General features: G+C 52.6%; 20 protein-coding genes and 1 other RNA gene. 5 read left to right on the top strand and 16 right to left on the bottom strand.

Features of this window, described 5'->3' with window-relative positions:
• Positions 1-27 precede the first annotated feature (27 nt).
• From F454_RS15785 to cyoE, 3 genes are all read right to left on the bottom strand, one after another.
• Entirely contained in the window at positions 28-756 is a 729-nt protein-coding gene (locus F454_RS15785) for an SCO family protein (RefSeq protein WP_018970323.1), read from the bottom strand.
• 127 nt (positions 757-883) lie between these two features.
• Complete coding sequence (locus tag F454_RS0108995) at positions 884-1795, bottom strand: hypothetical protein (protein ID WP_018970322.1); 912 nt, start codon at positions 1793-1795, stop codon at positions 884-886.
• A 27-nt stretch (positions 1796-1822) separates the two neighbouring features.
• Positions 1823-2752, bottom strand: a complete 930-nt coding sequence (cyoE, locus tag F454_RS0108990) for a heme o synthase (protein ID WP_018970321.1) — start codon at positions 2750-2752, stop codon at positions 1823-1825.
• A 213-nt stretch (positions 2753-2965) separates the two neighbouring features.
• Here cyoE and nrdR point away from each other — a divergent pair, with 213 nt between their 5' ends.
• Positions 2966-3457 (top strand): transcriptional regulator NrdR, encoded by a 492-nt coding sequence (gene nrdR / locus F454_RS0108985; RefSeq protein WP_018970320.1) that lies wholly within the window; start codon positions 2966-2968, stop codon positions 3455-3457.
• An 84-nt stretch (positions 3458-3541) separates the two neighbouring features.
• Positions 3542-4117, top strand: coding sequence for a hypothetical protein (locus tag F454_RS0108980; RefSeq protein WP_018970319.1), 576 nt, complete (start codon positions 3542-3544; stop codon positions 4115-4117).
• Between the two features lie 57 nt (positions 4118-4174).
• Here the strand turns inward: F454_RS0108980 and aroB are convergent, their stop codons facing one another.
• Positions 4175-5260 carry a 3-dehydroquinate synthase gene (gene aroB, locus F454_RS0108975; protein ID WP_018970318.1) on the bottom strand — a complete coding sequence of 362 codons (1086 nt, stop codon included), beginning with the start codon at positions 5258-5260 and terminating at the stop codon, positions 4175-4177.
• Positions 5261-5366: 106 nt separating this feature from the next.
• Here aroB and F454_RS0108970 point away from each other — a divergent pair, with 106 nt between their 5' ends.
• Positions 5367-5897: an RNA polymerase sigma factor gene (locus tag F454_RS0108970; protein ID WP_018970317.1), complete on the top strand. Its 531-nt coding sequence runs from the start codon at positions 5367-5369 to the stop codon at positions 5895-5897.
• Complete coding sequence (locus F454_RS0108965) at positions 5890-6867, top strand: hypothetical protein (protein ID WP_018970316.1); 978 nt, start codon at positions 5890-5892, stop codon at positions 6865-6867. Before F454_RS0108970 ends, F454_RS0108965 begins: the two co-directional genes overlap by 8 nt.
• Before the next feature lie 85 nt (positions 6868-6952).
• Here the strand turns inward: F454_RS0108965 and F454_RS0108960 are convergent, their stop codons facing one another.
• The 12 genes from F454_RS0108960 to uppS form a co-directional block, all read right to left on the bottom strand.
• Positions 6953-7270, bottom strand: a complete 318-nt coding sequence (locus F454_RS0108960; RefSeq protein WP_018970315.1) for a hypothetical protein — start codon at positions 7268-7270, stop codon at positions 6953-6955.
• Positions 7271-7391: 121 nt separating this feature from the next.
• A non-coding RNA gene (ssrS, locus tag F454_RS16775) (6S RNA) lies at positions 7392-7570 on the bottom strand.
• A 254-nt stretch (positions 7571-7824) separates the two neighbouring features.
• Positions 7825-8598 (bottom strand): hypothetical protein, encoded by a 774-nt coding sequence (locus tag F454_RS0108955; RefSeq protein WP_205619018.1) that lies wholly within the window; start codon positions 8596-8598, stop codon positions 7825-7827.
• A gap of 68 nt (positions 8599-8666) precedes the next feature.
• On the bottom strand, positions 8667-9812 hold the full coding sequence (gene lpxB, locus F454_RS0108950) for a lipid-A-disaccharide synthase (protein ID WP_156817217.1): 1146 nt from the start codon (positions 9810-9812) through the stop codon (positions 8667-8669).
• Positions 9813-9873: 61 nt separating this feature from the next.
• Complete coding sequence (gene yajC / locus F454_RS0108945) at positions 9874-10188, bottom strand: preprotein translocase subunit YajC (RefSeq protein ID WP_018970312.1); 315 nt, start codon at positions 10186-10188, stop codon at positions 9874-9876.
• 17 nt (positions 10189-10205) lie between these two features.
• Complete coding sequence (gene tgt, locus F454_RS0108940; protein ID WP_018970311.1) at positions 10206-11375, bottom strand: tRNA guanosine(34) transglycosylase Tgt; 1170 nt, start codon at positions 11373-11375, stop codon at positions 10206-10208.
• A gap of 27 nt (positions 11376-11402) precedes the next feature.
• Positions 11403-11690, bottom strand: coding sequence for a hypothetical protein (locus F454_RS0108935; protein ID WP_018970310.1), 288 nt, complete (start codon positions 11688-11690; stop codon positions 11403-11405).
• A gap of 31 nt (positions 11691-11721) precedes the next feature.
• Positions 11722-12651 carry an aspartate carbamoyltransferase gene (gene pyrB / locus F454_RS0108930; RefSeq protein ID WP_205619017.1) on the bottom strand — a complete coding sequence of 310 codons (930 nt, stop codon included), beginning with the start codon at positions 12649-12651 and terminating at the stop codon, positions 11722-11724.
• A gap of 99 nt (positions 12652-12750) precedes the next feature.
• Entirely contained in the window at positions 12751-13380 is a 630-nt protein-coding gene (locus tag F454_RS16595; RefSeq protein ID WP_018970308.1) for an RNA recognition motif domain-containing protein, read from the bottom strand.
• A 396-nt stretch (positions 13381-13776) separates the two neighbouring features.
• Entirely contained in the window at positions 13777-15177 is a 1401-nt protein-coding gene (pyk, locus tag F454_RS0108920) for a pyruvate kinase (RefSeq protein WP_018970307.1), read from the bottom strand.
• Positions 15178-15367: 190 nt separating this feature from the next.
• Complete coding sequence (locus F454_RS0108915; protein ID WP_018970306.1) at positions 15368-16729, bottom strand: sigma-54-dependent transcriptional regulator; 1362 nt, start codon at positions 16727-16729, stop codon at positions 15368-15370.
• A 44-nt stretch (positions 16730-16773) separates the two neighbouring features.
• The gene (gene uppS / locus F454_RS0108910) at positions 16774-17490 is read right to left on the bottom strand and encodes an undecaprenyl pyrophosphate synthase (protein WP_018970305.1); all 717 of its coding nucleotides are present in this window, start codon (positions 17488-17490) and stop codon (positions 16774-16776) included.
• Between the two features lie 95 nt (positions 17491-17585).
• Here uppS and F454_RS0108905 point away from each other — a divergent pair, with 95 nt between their 5' ends.
• Positions 17586-19055: an FGGY family carbohydrate kinase gene (locus tag F454_RS0108905; RefSeq protein ID WP_018970304.1), complete on the top strand. Its 1470-nt coding sequence runs from the start codon at positions 17586-17588 to the stop codon at positions 19053-19055.
• The last annotated feature ends 69 nt before the right edge of the window (positions 19056-19124 follow it).

Below are 19124 nucleotides of genomic sequence, written 5' to 3'. Positions count from 1 at the left end.
GATGAAAAGGTAGAGGCTAGATGGGGGTCACTTGCCGGCTTCTTTGAGGGCCATGTTGACGACGTCGATGATTTGGCTCTTCTTGACTTCGTAGAGCTCGACTTGGTCGTTTTCGAGGAGTTCGAAGAGGTTGACTTTGGCGCGAAGCTTGCTGTTGGTATCGATCACGGCGATGCCCATGTCGTGGTTGAGTGCGTCTGCTGCGCTCGTTTTCTTTTTATTTTCGGTGAAGTCGATGTACCAGAGCTGTTCGCGGCAGTAGGAGGTGAGGGTGTCCTTGGGGACGTTGAGCATCCACCAGTTCTTGGAGTCGGCGCCCCAGACTTCGGCGGACTCTTTGAGTTTTTCGGGGGTGTCGAACTCTGGGTCGATGGTGACGGTGACGAAGTGCACGTTTGGGTTGCCACTGAGGGCTTTCTGCAGCTCGGTGATGACTTGTTTGTTGTAACCCAGGCACATGCTGCAGCGGCTATAGAATTGTGCGAAGACGAAGACCTTACCTTTGAGATCGAAGAGGCTAACCGCGTCGCCGTCTTGGTTGGTGCCAGCGAGGTCGGCGGTGAGTTGCTTGTCGAGGGGTGTGAGTGGCGCTACCACTTCGATGCCGCCTGCTTGGAGCTGGCGTAGGTGTTCGGTGTGGGCTGCGTCAGACTTGGCTTTGCGCTGGGCACCTAGCCAGTTGAAAATCACGAGTAGAATGGCGACAATGACGGCGACTCCTGAATAGATGGCTATGACTTTGCTGCGTTGTGACATGAGAATTGGCGGATGGTTACAAGTTATTGGTTAAGCGGAGGAGTCAGAAGCTCTGGCGAGCTGGGTGTGGGAGGGCGAAACCTAGGGTTCTATTCGATGGGAACTTTGGCTTTTTTACTGGAACGGGTTACAGCTTGGCTTTGCGGCGAAGGCGTAGGATCTGGATGAAGATGGCGCCGAGGATGGCGAGGGTGACCACAATCGCAGTGATGTAGTCAGGGTCGCTATCGGTTTCGGTCTCATTGAAGCTGTAGTTGATGACCTTGTGCATGCGCTCGGTCCAACGAGCATCCATGTGGAGGTAAAAGTCGCGGACATCAGCGACTTCTGGATCGACGTCGTCAGCCATGAGCGCTGGGTTGTCTTTGATTGCTTGCTGGGTTTCCTCGGTCTTGTAGTGGGCGAAGTCGAAGTCGAATTGTTGATGCTCACCACGGACGCGGCGGCTTTGGTCAACCACGCGAAGCATGGCTGGCACGTCGTAAACTCCGAGCTTTTCGGCTTCTTCCCCCTTGCGCTCATTGATGTGGGCCATCTTGAGGTGGTCTTTGAGGAAGCCGATGGCGGAGTCGCGCTCCGCAGCCATGAACCACCATTTGTTGATGTCGGCGTTTTGTTCTTTAGCCAAGGTCGCGAGGGCTTCGTAGCCGAACTCTTGAGGGTCAGCTACTGAGATGCACACGAGGTGAAAATCATCGCGCTCACCAAAGGTCTTGGAGAGTTCCTGCATTTTCTGGAGTTGGATGGCATTTTCGTGCGGCTGATTGGGCACGATGGGGGCTACAACCCAGACTTTTCCTTCGAGGTCGTGGAGACCGCGCACATTGCCATCTTGGCAGACGCCCGCAAAATTGCGGTTGAGTCGGTTGATGCGTGGCGAGCGCCCTTCCACTTGTTCTTCGCGGTCGCGTTCTTGCTGAGCATTGTATTTCACCCAGATGACAACGCCGCCAATGATCATGGTGAGGATCAAGGTGATGACGGTGCGGCGAATGGCTTTGGGGTCGCGGTCTGCGGGCTCAAGTTGGGATACGTCCATGATGGCAGTGGTGATGAAGTTGCTAGCTTAGCGCCAGCTAATGGTCAGAAGAATCAGAATGAATGGGAGGTAGAGTAAGGTGAAGAAGAAGAGCTTGCGTGAGGACTTGCGATCACCAATACGTCCAAAATCGGCTGAGAGCTTGCACATGTAGGCGCCGGCGAGCAAACCGCCGACTCCGTAGAGCCATCCTGCAAGGTTGATGCTTGGAAGGCTCGCTAGCGGCGCGAGGAGAGCGAGCATTGCGGAGTAAATGAAGGCTAGTTTGGCGGTCTTTTTGCCACTGACGTCGCCATTGGACCACATGATGTAGCCCGCGTCTTCATATTGCTCGCGGCAGAACCAATTGATTGCCACAAAGTGTGGGAGCTGCCAAAGGAAGAGAAGGGCAAAGAGGTACCATGATTCGACTGAGTACCAGGTGCCGCCTCCTGCAGCCCACCCGATCATGGGGGGCGTGGCGCCAGGGATGGCTCCCACGAGTGTGTTGGCCGAGTGCTCACGCTTCATTGGCGTGTAGATGAAGACATAGATGGCGATGGTGGCTGCGGCGATGTAGGCCGCTTCAGCATTCACCATGTTGCCCAAGTGAATGACTCCAAAAGCTGAGAGGATCCATCCGAGGCCGAAGGCGAAGGGCGGGGTGACTCTGTTGGCGGGGAGCGGCCGGTTTTCTGTGCGAGCCATCTTGCGGTCTGACTCGATTTCCATCAACTGGTTGAATACGGCTGAGCCGAAGGCCGCCGCCGCTGTACCGATCAGGGTGTGGAAGAGCAACCACCAATCAATCATGCCGACCTTCATCCCGCCAGCTTGGGATTTGGCAGCAAGAATGAAGCCAAAGAGCGTGGTGATTAAGACAAAGATGTTTAAACGAACTTTGGTCAATACCATCAGATCCTGACGCATCGATTTTGCTTCAGACTTTTCAATCAATTCGCTGGGCTGTTCGCTCATGACTGCCGCACTATGCATCCCTTGCTACTTTTGCCAAGTGAGAATATCTTAGAAATTTTAGGTAAATTTTGTGAATAACTTGAGGATAGGATGTTTCTTTTAAAACTTTTATTTTAGGTGACTTAACTGTGTAGAAAGCATGATTTTTTTCGTGAATTTTATCATAGACAGCGCGTTCAGATGCGGTCATGAAGGAAAACGATTTAAGAAATTATGCGCTGTATTCAATGTGGTTCACTCGAAGACAAGGTCATCGACTCAAGGATGTCGAAAGACGGAACATCGACGCGTCGTCGTCGTGCCTGTCTGGCCTGTGGCTATCGCTACACCACGTATGAACAGATCGAACGCACTGAGCTTAGAGTGGTGAAACGCGATGGTACCCGCCAGGTCGTGAACCGTGAAAAGTTGCTCAGAGGTTTGGTGAAAGCGTGTGAGAAGCGCCCAGTATCGATGGATCGACTCGACCGAGCGGTTGAGGAGATTCTAGCTGAGTTGCACAAGGATCATTTGTCGGAATGCCCCTCGGACATCATCGGCGGTAAAGTCATGGACAAGTTGCACGAGATCGACCCAGTCGCTTACGTGCGCTATGTTTCAGTGTACCGCCAGTTTGAGAACGTTGGGCAGTTCATTCGAGAGATTCAAACTCTCGAGCGACGCTCCCATGCAAATGCTCTGCAACGCCCGCTTTTTAAGGACTAAAATCATTTCCCAGCCCAACACAACTCCCAATACACAAAACCCAAACCCCAATATTCCTCAAAAACTAGAAACCATCCCAAACCTATGATCTGCATTATCGGAAACCTTCCCATCCTCCAAATTGGTCGTTATCAAGTCACTGGCTACAGTACCCAGTGGATACGCACCGCTATCGAACAAGCGGCGCAGCGCGCGCACCAGTACGATTTTGCCTTCACCGAAGACATCTATGAAGGCATCATTCACTACATGGAGCACAAGTGTTCACTACGCTTGCTGCAGATTGAGGATCTCTACAAACGTATTGCTCACATGCTCAACCGTATCGGTTACGGTACGATTGCGAATGCGCTGGAGCCAGTGGCTCCTCCCGTGACGATATCTCTTGAGCGTGCAGCCCAAGATGCTGGAGATGGTTTCGAACTCGCATTCTATTCCTCGTTGCAACATGAGCTCAAGGAGCTCAAGGACACTGGAGCCATTGACGTCTACTTTAGCGACGTGAAAGAGGGTGTCCAAGTGCTGGCAGGTAATCCAGAAGATTGGAATGCGCAGTGCCAAGAACTTGAAGCAAACATCATGGACTGGCTGAAGAAAGCCGGTACCCGACCAGAGCAGCAGGGCTACAGAATTCGAGCCTCACTGAAACAACTTACTTAAGCTTAGTTGAAATTTATTGCCGAGCGCCGAAGCAATTTCGGCGCCATCGGCGTGGTCTTATGCGTCCTGACGAAGTAGTTCAATACTTGCTTCAATGGCCTCCCAGGTGACATCTTTTGAGACAAATGCGGAGCCAAGTGTGTCGAGCAGGACGAAGTTGATCTTTCCTCCGCTGAATTTTTTGTCGCGCTTCATTTTTTCGAGCACCGTAGCAGTATCGATATGATTGGGTAGCGTGAGCGGTAGCTGGAAGTTCTGAAGTAGCTGGAGCACGCGCTGTGATTCGGCGTGGCTCAGACTGGAGAATTGCTCTGAGAGAATCAGAGCGGCGCGGATGCCTAGGGAGATCGCTTCTCCGTGAAGTAGTTCGCCGTATGGCACGGATGCTTCGATGCCGTGGCCGATGGTGTGGCCGAAGTTGAGCAGGGCGCGAGTGCCGGAAGTTTCTTTTTCATCTTCTTCTACCACGCGTGCTTTGATGGCGATGTTACGCGCGATCAATTCTGCTGGGGGGGCTTGGTTGAGCGGGTCGAGAGCTTCGAGTTCGGCGAGCATGTCAGCATCGCGGATGGCGGCGTGTTTGATGGCTTCGGCATAACCTTCTCGGTATTCACGGCCGGCAAGAGTGGAGAGGGTGGCGGGGTCAGCGAGCACCATACGAGGTTGATGGAATGCTCCCACGAGATTTTTGCCTTCGGCGATGTTGACGCCAGTCTTACCGCCCACTGAGGAATCGACGAGTGAGACGATTGTGGTGGGGATCTGGACGAATGGCACTCCGCGGTAGAAGACGGAGGCGACGAAGCCTGCAAGATCGCCTACGACGCCGCCACCGAGTGCGATCACCCAGGAGCTGCGGTCGTGGCCTTCGCGGGTCATTTGGCGACAGAGTTCTTCCACGTTGGACATGGATTTACTGGCTTCACCAGCGGCTACGGTGTGGAGTGAGGCATTGATGCCGTCTGCGCTGAGTTGAGCGATGAGTTGACTGGCGTAGTGAGGGCCCACGTTGCTGTCAGTGATGATGGCGGCTTTGTTGGTAAGGCCTAGGCTGGCGATGTGCTGTGCTGCGGAATCGAGTGCGCCGTACTCACAAATAACATCGTAGGAACGCTTATCTAAATGGACGTGGACAGTGGCCATGCGCTTGGTGTAGGTGAATCCATCGCCGAGGTAAATAGTTATTCTATTGTCACTGAGAATTCTATGGAATAAATCGGTGCCATCCCAACTCGTATGGGTGTCGATTATGAGTGAATTCGAAGAACTAGTAGACTCCCATTACCAAGCGCTTTATCGATTTGGCTTCTCCCTCGCGAAGAATCCAGATCGGGCTGCGGACCTTGTGCAACAGACATTTTGTGTGTGGGCGCAGAAAGGCCATCAGCTAAAAGATCGCAGCAAGGCTAAAACGTGGTTATTCACCACCTTGTATCGGGAGTTTTTGGGGCATACGAAACGCTCGAAACGCTATGCAGAAGAAGATATTTCTGAGATGGATCACCAGCTCCCGATCGTCGAGCATGATAATGCGCGTTCGATCGATGCCAAGCGTGCCGTAGAGTTATTACAGGAGCTCGATGAAACGTACCGAGCGCCACTGAGTTTATTCTTCCTGCAGCAGCATTCCTACAAGGAAATCGCTGAAATCCTCGACGTGCCGATTGGTACGGTGATGTCACGCATCTCACGAGGTAAAGAACAATTGCGTACCAAGGTCAACAAGGACACAGGGCGCAACATCATTTCAATCAATCAACAGAACAGCAACCATGGATAAAGATAAGGCAAAATTGATTTTGGGGAGTTTCCGCCCTGACGGAGCCGATGCATCTTCACCAGATTTCACGGAGGCGCTGCAGCTAGCCGTTGAGGATCGCGATCTTGGTGCTTGGTTGGCTCGTGAGCGCGCTCAAGATAGCTTTTTTGCAGAGTGTTTGGCGCAGGTAGCCATCCCTCAATCGTTGAGAGACGATCTGCTAGCTAGCATGGAGGATGAGAAAGCACGAATCAATCGCGATGATCCATTCGAATCGAGCTTCTCAGACGGGATGCACGGTATTGAAGTGCCCGACGGGCTGAGAGATCAGATTCTCACTGCCATGACTGTCGAACAAGACTTGATTCAATTTGAGAAGAGAGAAAATCGCATGATTTGGCCCGCTCTCACGGGGGTAGCTGCTGCTGTAGCCGTGTCGGTGCTCGTGGTTTTCAATCAATCCGACCATGAGGCCGAGCCACAGCAACTGGTCAGCAATAGTGCTGAGATCAAACCATTGACCTCGAAAGTTCCTGCTGAGTCAGTCGCTCAAGTGGCGGTGAACCGGATGACCACACAGCTGGTGCACCAAGTTGCGCAATTCGATCAATCACAACTACAGCACACACACGATGACACAAATCAGGCCATCGGTGTTCTCGTAGAGCAGAATCTACCAGCACCTCACGAGCTTCCTGAGGGCTTGAAGTGTGCAAAGTTTGTAGGTCTCCAAACGATGCTGCTCGAGGATGGTAAGAGCGTTTCCCTACTTGGCTTTGATTGTCCGAAGATAGGCCTCGTCTATCTAGCCGTCATGGATATCCATAACTTGAGCAATCCAGAAGAACTCGTCACTGCTGATAGTATCACCCTTAAAAATTGCTATGGCTGTTCATTGACTCACTACAACTTTGTGCCTTGGAAGGATGGAGACCACGCCTACCTCATCTTGACCAAAGGTGAGAAAGAACAGATGATCGATCTGTTCTAACGGAAGTTTTAAAAATCTAGATAACAAAAAAGCTGAGACTTAACGAATAAGTCTCAGCTTTTTTTATTAACTATTTAAAGTGCTATTAGAGCTGCCCCTTGAGGGATGCGTATTCCTTGCGGAGGGCTGTTAGCTCATCTTCAACTTTAGCCATCTTTTTGTGTACTTCGCCAAGCTTCTTAAGAACTGAAGAGATATCTGCGTTCTTAATCTTGGAGGTGGCGCCTTTGCCGCCTGTGTCACGAAGCCAGTTACTGATAGTAAGTTGGGAGACTTTGAACTTGCGTGATGCTGCAGCAGCACCCCCGCGTCCTTTGTTCTCCGCGTTGTGTTGGTCAACGAATGTTAGGATCTCAGCTTTTTCCGCTGATGTGTATCTTTTGCCTCGAGTTACTTCGCTCATGGTATATAGGGTGGTTTTGTTTGTTAGATGTAAGGTCTAAAAATTGAGATTTACTATAGGACTAATGATGTACTTTAGTCCAGAGGTTATTTATATAAATCTTTATTTAATCAATTGGGGATGATGTACCGCCATGTCGTCCATAGAACTGTGACCACTGATCCGAAGACTCAGTAGGTGGGACCCTCTCCTCAATCGCTGTCTTCCTGAAAAGGCGTGACATTGATATTAGAGTTCAAATCCCGTAATATATTTATCGGCCTGGGCACGTACTATATCTGGCGTACATGGCAGTACGCGCAAAATATACTTGTGATTTGAGATTCGGCAATACTGAAACGTAAAAAAACACACATTTAGCTGGTGTGTGTGTAAGTTTTTGTGGGTTAGGTTATTCTGTTAGTAATTGGTGCTTCTGAATGCGCCAAAAACTATAGAATATTCAGATGTGGGAGCGGTGCTGTAATCTGCAATTGATTTATTTAAAATAACAGATAATCAGTTAGGGTCTATGTGTTGCTATGTGATGGCAACGTATGTGTGAGGCTGGTGCGCTATCGCTTGTTTGCGACTTGTAGGATCAGCGATCTTAGGGACTTAGCAGCTTGGAAGAGAAGGGTGTCCTGATTGTTGAGGTCATTGGATAGGGCCACATGTGAGAGTGTCACGTGGTTGTCGTTGTTGATATCCAAGTGCAATGGTTTGGAGGGGGTTTCGGTGTTGAACCATTGGTCGGTATAATCGAGCGTAATGTTGGGGCTGCTTTTGATCACCAGTGTGGCTGTGATTGTTTTTGCTGGAAAGGAGTTGAGTTTTTTGAGGAGGTTTAGGTGCTGTTGTGCTGAGCCTGTGACTGGGCTGAGAACGAAGATGATAGACTGTTGGGCTTCAACGGTGGCTAGTGAGCGGATGACGCTGGGCATGATGGCAAGCTTGGCTGCCTCGGCATCGTTTTTCTCGCCGCTCAGTTCAATGATGATGGTAGTGGCTCGCTGGGTGTTGCGGCCGGGGATGACGGAGTAGGAGGTGCGGAGGCTGCGATAGGCTTCGACGGGGGTGATGGCTTCGTTGAACCCGAGTCCAACGCCACCGGGGCTGACGGAGCCTTGTAGGTAGTTTTTGGTGGTTTGGATATTCTTGGTACTTGCCGAGTGCTGGATATTCCTTGGGCCTAAAAGTCGTGCGTGATTGAGGCTGAGAGTGATTTCTTCTTGGTTGATTTCCTGAGAGACCGTGAATTCATCCTGGCTTTCTTCTGCATCAGCTTTGCGCAGGTGCTGGACTAGGCTGGTTACGGTACCGATGCCGAGTCCAATAGGTAATAGCATGATAATCCACCAAAATTTCTTGGCGCTTTTTTTGTCTGCTTGCTCTGTGCTCATGGCGAGTGCTGGGCTTATGCTGTGGTGCTACCTATTTCTTGGAGGATGTGCTTAGCGGCACGATTGTGGCAGCCGCGCTCCCCGAGGAGCTGAGAGGTTTCGGCGAGTTTGAGCTGCAGAGCCTGCACTTTTTCTGGTGATTCAATGAAGCTTGCGAGGCTGGATTGGATGTGTGTGGGGTCGGCATCGGACTGGATGAATTCCTGCACGACTTGTTTGCCAGCGAGGATATTGACGAGTCCAATGAAGTCGATTTTCACGAGGAGTTTACCGAGCATGAAGCTGGGCCAAGCGATTTTATAGATCAGGCAATATGGGAGTCCGAAGTACGCGGCTTCGAGCGTGGCGGTACCACTGGCGATGACGCCGCAACCTGCGTGTTGCATCAGTGAGTGGCTGTCACCTTCGGAAATTTCAATCAAGCCTTGAGGTAGGTCAGACTGTTCAATGCATTGCTGCATTAGAGTGCTGAGTTTTGCTGAGGCGGCGGGGGCTTTGAATCGAAGCTCCGGGTGTTCGATCTTGAGTCGTCGGGCGGACTCAAGCATGACGGGGAAGAGGCGGGACACTTCGCGTTCTCGGCTGCCTGGGAAAAGTCCCACGAGCGTTGGGTCGCGCTCGATTTCAATACGTTTTTCTTCGAGTTCATCGACGAGTGGGTGGCCGACGAATTCTGTTTTGAGTCCGGCTTTTTCGAAGATGGGTTTTTCGAAGGGGAAGATACAGAGCATGAGGTCGAGGACTTCGGCCATCACGGGGATGCGCTTCTTATTCCATGCCCAGACCTGTGGGCTGATGTAGTAGATGATCTTGGTGTTGGGGAGGGCTTGGCGCACGGCTTTTGCCATGCGTAGATTGAAGCCTGGGTAGTCAATCAAGACGAGAGCGCTGGGCTTGATCTCAATGATGGTTTCAAGCATCTGGTCAAATTGTTGTTTGAACCAGCTGTATTGCTTGAGTACTTCCCAGATGCCCATGACTGCGGCGTCTTCGACCCAATCGTGGACCGTGCCGTTAGATGCTTGTTGCATCATGGGGCCACCCGTGCCGTGTACCTGCAGTTCGGGCTGCTGGGACAGAAGTGCATGGATGAGCTCAGCGCCGTGGGTGTCGCCACTGACTTCACCAGCGATGAAGTAGATGCTTGCTGGTTCAGGCATGTTGGGAAGTGAAGTGCTAGGGCTGATGACGAGGGACATGAGCCCTAGCAGTTAGATGGGGTTATTCGCTTGCGTCGTCTTTCTTGGTGACGATGGTCGCAATGGCTGAGCGGTCGTATTTCACGAATGTGTTGTCGGCGATGCGAAGGGAGACCGTTTTTTCGGAGACTGAATTAACGGAGGCGTGCATTCCGCCAATGGTGATGACTTTGTCACCGGCCTTGAGGGAGTTCTGCTTGGCTTTCAGTTCTTTCTGGCGCTTCTGTTGTGGGCGGATCATGACGACCCACATGACCACGAAGAGAAGAACGATCATGATTAGCTGGGAAAAGCCAGCGCCTGCGGCCTCTTGTGCAAGTAGTTGGATTGGTTGCATTGGATGTACTCGATTAGTTATTTAGAATTGGCATTGTAGCGCGCGATGAAGGCGTCTTTGAACTCGGCAAAGTTGCCTTGTTCGATTGCCTTTCGTGCTTGCTCCATGAGCTGCAAGTAGAAATGCAGATTGTGGTAGGAAAGCAACCTTAAAGCGAGCATTTCCTTGGCTCTCCAAAGGTGGCGAATGTAGCTTCTAGAGAAGCGAGCGACCGAGGGGTGGGTGTCCTCGGTGAGAGGGGATTGATCGAGCTCGTATTGCTTATTTTTGATGTGGATCGGGCCATCGTGGGTGAAGGCGAGGCCGTGGCGCGCGACGCGTGTGGGCATGACGCAGTCAAACATGTCGACACCGCGCGCAATCATTTCGAGCATTTGCGGTGGGGTGCCTAGGCCCATGGCGTAGCGTGGTTTGTCTTGAGGTAGGTGCGGGACTGCATTGTCGATGGCGCGAATCATTTCGTGCTCGGGTTCGCCTACTGAGATGCCGCCGACTGCGTAGCCATCGAAACCGATGTCGATGAGTTCTTTGGCGGATTGTTCCCGCAGGTCTGCGTAGATCGAGCCTTGGACGATGCCGAAGGCGAGCTGGCGATTGACAGCCGTGGTGTGGGCGATGAGGCTATTGTCTTGCTGCCAGGGTACGATTTTTGCACGGTTGTTTTCGTGCCAATCTTTACAGCGTTGAGCCCAGCGTGTGGTGAGAGCTAGCGAATCTGCAGCGTATTTTTCATCACAGGGGTAGGGTGGGCACTCATCGAAGAGCATGGCAATGTCAGAGCCTAGAGTGGCTTGGATTTCCATGCTGGTTTCGGGGGAGAGCATCATCTTGGAGCCGTCTAAGTGATTTTGGAAGGCGACGCCCTCTTCGCTAATTTTGCGAAGTTTGGCGAGCGACCAGACTTGGAAACCGCCTGAGTCGGTGAGGATGGGTTTGTCCCAGCTGGAGAATGGATGGAGGCCCTTGGCTGCGCGGATGACATCAAGGCCGGGACGCAGGTTGAGGTGGTAGGTGTTGCCAAGGATGATCTGTGAACCAAGGTCAACAAGGTCATCGGGGTGCAGGGTCTTTACGGTGCCCTGGGTTCCGACGGGCATGAAGATAGGGGTCTGAACCACGCCGTGAGCTGTGGTGAGTTGGCCGCGTCTGGCCTTGGTCTTTTCGTCGGTCTTTAGAAGTTGGAACATGGTACGAGCTAGTTGGTCACGCGCGACTTAGCGGAGAGCTGTGGCGATCTCAAGCCATTCTTGTTGGAGGGAGGAATCAGGCATTTCTTTGCCAGCGCGGTGGTACCAATAGCCGGCATTCCCGAGGTCTCCTTCGACTCGGTGAAGGTAAGCGTGAATCCAAGCTCCCGCTGGGTCAGGGATCTCGTTGCAGAGCTCGTGAGAGGCATCCCAATCACCGGCTTGCTGGAGCCAGAGTGCTTGGAGCTCAAGGGAGAGGGGCTGGGGGGGAGACGCATCATTGTGCGCTGATTTTAGAAGCTGTTGGGCGTTCATTCGAGTGGGGTGAAAGGTCGTGGGAAGCTGGCTAGAGTCCGAGTGACTCGGCAATCAGAGCCATGCGGACAGGGACGCCGTTGATGGCTTGTTCGAAGTACTTGGCCTGCGGGAGGGCATCGACTCGCTGCATGATCTCATTCACCCGCGGCAATGGGTGCATGAGGATGGCATCAGGTTTCATGGATGCTACCATCTCGGGAGTGAAGATGAAGGCGTTCTTGACTCGATTGAAGAGTTCAATGTCTTCAAAGCGTTCTTTTTGCATGCGGGTGTCATAAATGACATCGGCGGTGGTGAGGACTTCGGGGTTGAGCTCGGTGAAGACTTGATCGCTATCTTCGCGGTAGTCGTCTGGCATTTGGATCGTTTCCGGGGCGACAAATTGGAGGGTGACGCCCTCGAATTTGCGTAAGATCTTCGCGAGTGAGTGGACGGTGCGTCCGTACTTGAGGTCGCCGACGAAAGCGACGTTGAGATTGCGTTCACCGATCTTGTGGTGCTTCACGATGGTGTAGAGGTCGAGAAGGGATTGGGTAGGGTGCTCCCCTGAGCCGTCGCCGCCATTGAGGATAGGGACGGGGGAGTAGTGCGCGGCGAGCTTTGCCTCCCCTTTATTTTTGGTGCGCAGGGCAATGATGTCGGTGTAACCTCCTACGATGCGGATGGTGTCCTCAATCACTTCGCCTTTGGATTGGGAAGAAAAGGTGACATCGCTCTCGGTGATGACTGAGCCGCCGAGTCGCAGCATGGCAGTCTCGAAGGAGAGACGGGTGCGGGTGGATGGCTCGTAGAATAGCGTGCCTAGAATGTTGCCCTGGCACATGGTGGATCCGCCTTGCTGGAGGATGGTTTCCATTTCTGCAGCACGCTGCATGATGTGTGCGAGGTCGGTGCTAGAAAATTGATCTGCGCTGAGAACGTGGTGCATACTCGTGGGAGTGTGAGTGGATACGGTCATGCTGTGAAGTATGAAGTATCGGGAATGTGTACTTTTAGCTGACAAAAAAAGCCCAGCGCGGTTGTGCGCTGGGCCTTCCTTGGTAAATGGATGACTGCCCTAGTTGCTTTCAGTGTCAGCAGTGTTGTTCTGTGACTCATTGTTGCTGTCGTTGCGGGCTTTAGAGCCGTTGACGACGAGTTGGCGTCCCATGAATGGTTGATCATGGAGTACTTCAACTGCGCGCTTAGCTTCCTCGGTGTTGAGCATCTGGATGAAGCCGTAACCCTTTGATTTGTGGGTGTTGCGGTTGTAGATGATCTCCACATTCTTTACTGTGCCCACGCCTTTGAAGAGTTCTTCAAGGTCGAATTCTGTGGCGTCGTAGGAGAGGTTGCCTACGTAGAGTCTTGCGGACTCAACTGGTACAGGTTGTGGTTTGCGGCTGCGCTTTTTGTCTTCGTTGCCGGTCTTAGCGTTGCGCACGTTGCTTTTTGGAGCTTGTGGCTTTTTGTTTGACGCATGTTGTTTGCGCTGTGCTTCACGGGCTTTTTCTTCATCGAAGAGGCCTAGAGCCTTGAGTACTTTCTGCCAGAAAGTAAGCTTGAGTGGCTTAGGTTTACGGTTTTGGCGCCTTCTGTTGTTGTTGTTATTTCTGCGCTGACCGTTGCGGTTACGATTACGGTTGTTGTTATTGCGACGTGGCTGGCGATTGCCGCCACCTTGACTTTTGTTGTTTGTTTCAGACATGGTTGTCAGATGTTTTTTGGGTCCATGCAGAGCGATTTGAGGCAGAATGAATCGTGTGTGTGGGTTCGTTTCACCCGATGCTGTGGACTCCCGAGCCACCACTTGGATGGCTGTGTAGGGAGCTTATTCACCGGCAGTGTGAAAGGTGCTCGGAGCCTGTTGAAGGGATCCTGAACCTGCTCTGCGTCGAATTCATTTGCTGATGCGTCACTCCCGGATGGGAGCCGAATCATTATGTGAGCGCCACGAGTTGCGCAGGGTCGAGGGTAAAAGGCAAGCCGATTTCCTTCTGAGTGCTGGATTCGTTTAAAAAATAGATTTTGTTTCGGTGGGGAAAGCAAAGAGCCTCGACAAGCTGACGCTGGCCGAGGCTCTTAACATGGGATGCTGCGCGGATTAGGCGTAGATCAAGAGGATGGAGTCCACTGGGTAGGAATCACGCAAGGTGTCGGAGAGTACCACGAGTGGTGTGCCGGCTTCTGCGAGTTCGTTTTCCTTGATGTAGTTCAATGCGCTCTCGATGGTTTGAAGTGGCTTCACTGAGAACGGGAGTTCATGTGGTTCCACCCCACGTGCTAGTGAGAGTTTGCGGCAAGCTTCAGGTGTGGGCGCAAATGCGTGGATGGTGGCCTGTGGGCGCATCAATGCGGACTGGATGGCCATGCGACCGGCCTTGGTGAATACCACGAGCTTTGCATTTGGGATGCTGTCAGCCATTTTCGTGGCTGCGAGGATGACTTGTTGCTTGTCGGTGGTGAGTTGGGCAAGCTCGCCATTGCCGATGGCGCCTGAGCGTTCCATGCGGCGTGCGATGCGGTCGAGAGTCTCGACACAGCGCGCTGGGTATTCGCCAGTGGCTGTCTCACCGGAGAGCATGATTGCATCCGCTTCTTCGTACACTGCGGTGGAGACGTCGGTGACTTCCGCACGTGTCGGTGTGGGGTTGGTGATCATGGACTCAAGCATGTGAGTGGCTACGATGACGCGGCGGCCGAGCTCGTGGCAGCGGCGGGTGATGTGGCGCTGGATGATCGGGAGTTCTTCGACGTGTACTTCGATGCCTAGGTCACCACGTGCGATCATGATGATGTCGGAGGCGAGGATGATGTCGTCGATATTTTTGATGGCTTCTTGGTCCTCAATCTTGGAGACAATGTGGGCGGTGCCACCGAGTTTCTCCATTTCGGCGCGAAGTTCAGCCACGTGGGCTGCGTCGCGAACGAAGGAGCCGGCAATGTAGTCGGCGCCGCATTCCACAGCGAGGGCAAGGTCTTTATGGTCTTTCTCTGTGAGGGCTGGAAGGTTGAGGCGTGTGCCCGGGAGGTTGATGTGGCGGCGGTTGCCAATGCTACCAGCTGTGAGTACTTCACAGATGAGATTGTTGTCATGCTTCTCTTCGATGCGCATGAGCATGGTGCCATTGTCTACAACGAGGGTGGCGCCCTCGGAGACGTCGTCCATCATTCCTTCGTAGTTTACTGTGGTGGAGAAGGGGATGGTGGCCTCTGCTGATTGGCGGCGGATTTCGAATTTATCGCCAACGTTGAGTTCGTATGGTTTTTCGAGGTCGCCTGTGCGGATCGAAGGGCCTTGAAGGTCGAAGAGAATGCCAACGTGTTTTTTCTTGTTAGAAGAAATTTCGCGGATGAATTGGACGAGTTCGCGGCACTTGTCGTGCTGGGCGTGGCTCATATTCATGCGGAAGACGTTGACGCCTGAGTCGATGAGTTCGGAGATTGCTTCGTATGAGAACGTAGCAGGCCCGAGTGTCGAGATGATGCTTGTTTTTCGGAACATAGTAGATGGTTTCTGAAGTGAATCGCAGATTTCTATGAATTCCTCTAGATTTCGTGTGAAAACCTGTGTTGCTTGCCGAGAAGTCTCGATCCTAATAGGATTTCTCTAGGTGGCAAGTCTCGCCTGAGATTTATTGCTAGAAGGTTTTCGGTGTTTCTTTAACCCGTTGTGGTAGAGTTTTTAAAGTGCTCTAGCTAGGCTTTGGTAACTCGGCGACGCCTAGTAGTTTTGCCGCAGCTTCTTGGCTTCCTTCGGAGAGCTCAAGAGCTTCAAACACGAGTGTGCGCATGAGCTTGAGGCGAGCATCACTTTTTGCCAGTTTGAGGGCTTGGCTTAGGAGCTCGGTGAGGGGGTCATTGGTGAGCAATGCTTCACCGATTGGGATGTCGTCTGCGAGAAGGACATCGGAGGTGGCGAGAGCGGTGGCACGGGCCATGGTGTTCTCTAGTTCGCGAACATTACCTGGCCACTTGTGTTGCTGGAGCACGCTGATCGCTTCACCAGAGAGGCGGAGTCGAACCATGCCATTTTTCTTGGTGATTTTTCGGAGGAAGAACTCTGCGAGTAGGGGGATGTCTTCGATACGCTCGCGCAGTGGCGGCAGGCGGAGCTCTACGACATTGAGGCGGTAGTAGAGGTCTTCACGGAAGCGTCCTTCGCGGACTTCCTGTGCGAGGTCTTTGTTGGTTGCTGCTACGATTCGAACGTCGCTTGTGAGCACTTCATTGCCGCCGACACGGGAAAAGGTGCCTTCTTGGAGGACGCGGAGTAGTTTGACCTGAACTGGGAGTGGCATGTCGCCGATCTCGTCTAGGAAGAGTGTGCCACCGTCGCATTGTTCGAAGCGTCCCATGCGTTTGGCGGCGGCGCCAGTGAAGGAGCCTTTCTCGTGGCCGAAGAGTTCGCTCTCGAGCAGGTTGTCGGGAATGGCGCCACAGTTGAGGGCTACCATTTCATTTTTGCGGCGTGAGCTGTATTCGTGTACGGCGTTGGCGACGAGTTCTTTCCCTGTTCCGCTTTCGCCGAAAATGAAGACTGGGGCGTCGGTGCGTGCGACGCGGCCTACGGTCTTGAACACATCTTGGAAGACGCGGGAGACACCAATGACCTGGATGCGGCCGGTGGAGTCTGGCATGGTTTGCTTGTGCTCCCCGAAGGAACGGCGGCTCTCCACGACTTGCCATGCGTTTTCCACGACGCTGCGGAGTTCGAAGGTGAGTGATTCTTTGCGAAGGATGTCGTGTGCTCCTTGCTGGGTGGCTTTGATGATCTGAGCCGTCCCGGGGAATCCCGCGGTGATAATGACCACGGTGTCGGGGTGGTTTGCCTTGATCTGGCCGAGTAGGGAAATGCCATCGTCTGGGGTGATGGCGATGTCTGCGATCACGATGTCGACGCTGGCCTTCTCGAATACTTTAAGAGCATTGTCGGAGTTGTCGACGCGAAGGATGCGGATGCCGTCCGCTTCAAGATGCTTGGTAGCCCAGTTCAGGTAGTCGATATCGGTATCGACTAGCAGTAGGGTTCTTTCGTGAGTAGCGTCTTCTGACATGTATGAAATTGTTTGTATCAGTCGTTAGGGTGATACGATGTTGATTAGATGGTACCGAATCGACGGTCTCTTGAATGGAATTGCTCGATAGCGTGCAGCACATCGGATTCATCAAAATCTGGCCAAAACTTGTTGAAGATGATGATTTCAGTGTAGCTGAGCTGCCAAAGCAAGAAGTTAGATAGCCTGAATTCGCCTGAGGTGCGAATTAAAAGTTCGGGATCGGGGAGACCGTGGGTGTAGAGGTTGGAGGTGATGGTGTCTGCATCGATGGCGTCGACCTCTAGTTCTCCGGCGGCAACTTGTTGGGCGATGGCCTTGGTGGCGTCGGTGAGTTCGTCGCGGCCGCTATAAGAAAGCGCAAGGTTGACCGTGAGAGCGGTGTTGTTGGCGGTGGTTTGGATAGCGTCCTCGAGGCGTTTGCGCGTTTTTTCTGGAAGTTTGTCGAGTCTGCCAATTGCCTGCAATTTGACATTTTGCTGCATCATTTCCTTGGTCTTTTCTTTGAGGAAGCGATCGAGCAATTGCATGAGTGCTTTGACCTCCGACTCTGGGCGGCTCCAATTTTCCGATGAAAATGCGTAGAGTGTGATGACTTCTACCCCGGACTTGATGCAGGCATCGACGGTGCGACGCACTGCTTCAGCGCCGGCTCGGTGGCCTGCGACTCTCGGTAGACCTCGTTGCTGAGCCCAGCGTCCATTTCCATCCATGATGATGGCAATGTGTCGGGGGGGCTTGGGTGTGAGCTCTTGGGTCATGCTTGGATGCTTTTGCACTTTTGTGGTTGGGATTGCAAGTGTTGGTATGTTTATTCTGTACCCGTTAGGTTGGTGCCGTGTATAGCATTTTTAGTATGTCTGGATGTATTCTTTCGTTAGACCAAGGGACTTCGAGTTCTCGCGCGATCTTGTTCACTCGTGATGGTGGGGTGGAGGCTGTGAGCCAGAATGAGTTGATTTCTGAGTACCCGAGGGAGGGTTGGGTGGAGCAAGATGCTGAGGGTATTTGGCATAGCCAAGAGCGCGCCTTGCTTGAGGTGCTTGAGCAATCCAAGGTGGATTTGTCTGATGTGGCTGCGATTGGGATTACCAACCAACGTGAGACGACGATCGTATGGGATCGGCAGACCGGGGAGGCAATTTATCCTGCGATTGTGTGGCAGGATAAGCGTACGGCGGGGATTTGTGAGCAGCTGAAGCACGCGGGGCTTGAGCCGGTGATTCGTGGGATCACGGGCTTGGCTGTGGATCCGTATTTTTCGGCGACGAAGGTGCGGTGGATTCTAGATCATGTGGAGGGCGCGCGCGAGCGTGCTGAGGCAGGGGCGCTGTGTTTTGGCACGGTGGATTCTTGGCTGGTGTGGAAGCTTAGCGGTGGGAGTACGCATGTGACGGACGCGACCAATGCTAGCCGTACGATGCTGTATAACTTGGTGACTGGTGACTGGGATGATGATTTGTTAGAGAAATTCCAGATTCCAAGGAACATGCTGCCTCGAGTGGTGGATTCTAGTGCGGTTGTGACGGAGTGGCGTGGCATTCCTGTGGCTAGTATGGTGGGGGACCAACAGGCTGCTTTGTTTGGGCAGGGATGTGTGGCTCCTGGTGATAGTAAAAATACTTATGGGACGGGGTGCTTCATGTTGATGAATACTGGAGATCGGGTGATTCGCTCGGAACATCAATTGTTGAGCACGGTGGCGCTACAAGTGGGGGGGCAACGGACATACGCTCTGGAGGGTGCGGTCTTCATGGCGGGTGCTTTGTTCAAGTGGATGCGTGATCAGATGGGCATAGTGGATTCGGTGCGCGAGCTAGACACATGTGCGATGCAGGTGGCTAGTTCGGGTGGTGTGGTGGTGGTGCCAGCGCATGCGGGGCTTGGTGCGCCGTATTGGAATGCGGAGGCCCGTGGCTTGATCGCTGGGCTTTCACAGCATTCGAATAAGCAACACATCTGCCGCGCGGCAATCGAATCGGTGGGGATGCAGGTGTCTGAGCTTATTGATTGTTTCCAGCACGATGCCTGCGCCGAGCTTGAGATGCTGCGCGTGGATGGTGGTGCTTGTGTGAGCGATGTGTTCATGCAGCTACAGGCTTGTGTATTGGAAAGTATGCTAACATTCGCTCGGAAAGCAGATTGGCAAGATCATCCCTGGGCTAGATCCGTCATCAACTACGAGATCGCATATCAGCATGATTTGCCTTTCTGCCTTCCTCGCTTTTTTCGAATAGTTGCAAGAAGCATTTACCAAGTAAATAGCTCGTACACAAGCCTGATTGATAGAGTGAGGATCCTTCCAATTGATTCAAAAAATCACTAAAATGGAACAGATTAAATACCAATTAGAAGTCGGAGTAGATGTGGCAAAAAATTCTCTCAGGGTGGCTGT

The organism is Rubritalea marina DSM 17716 (assembly GCF_000378105.1).
GTDB lineage: Bacteria > Verrucomicrobiota > Verrucomicrobiia > Verrucomicrobiales > Akkermansiaceae > Rubritalea > Rubritalea marina.
The sequence above is the reverse complement of the archived record's forward strand: the minus strand, read 5'-3'. Positions and strand labels throughout refer to the sequence as shown.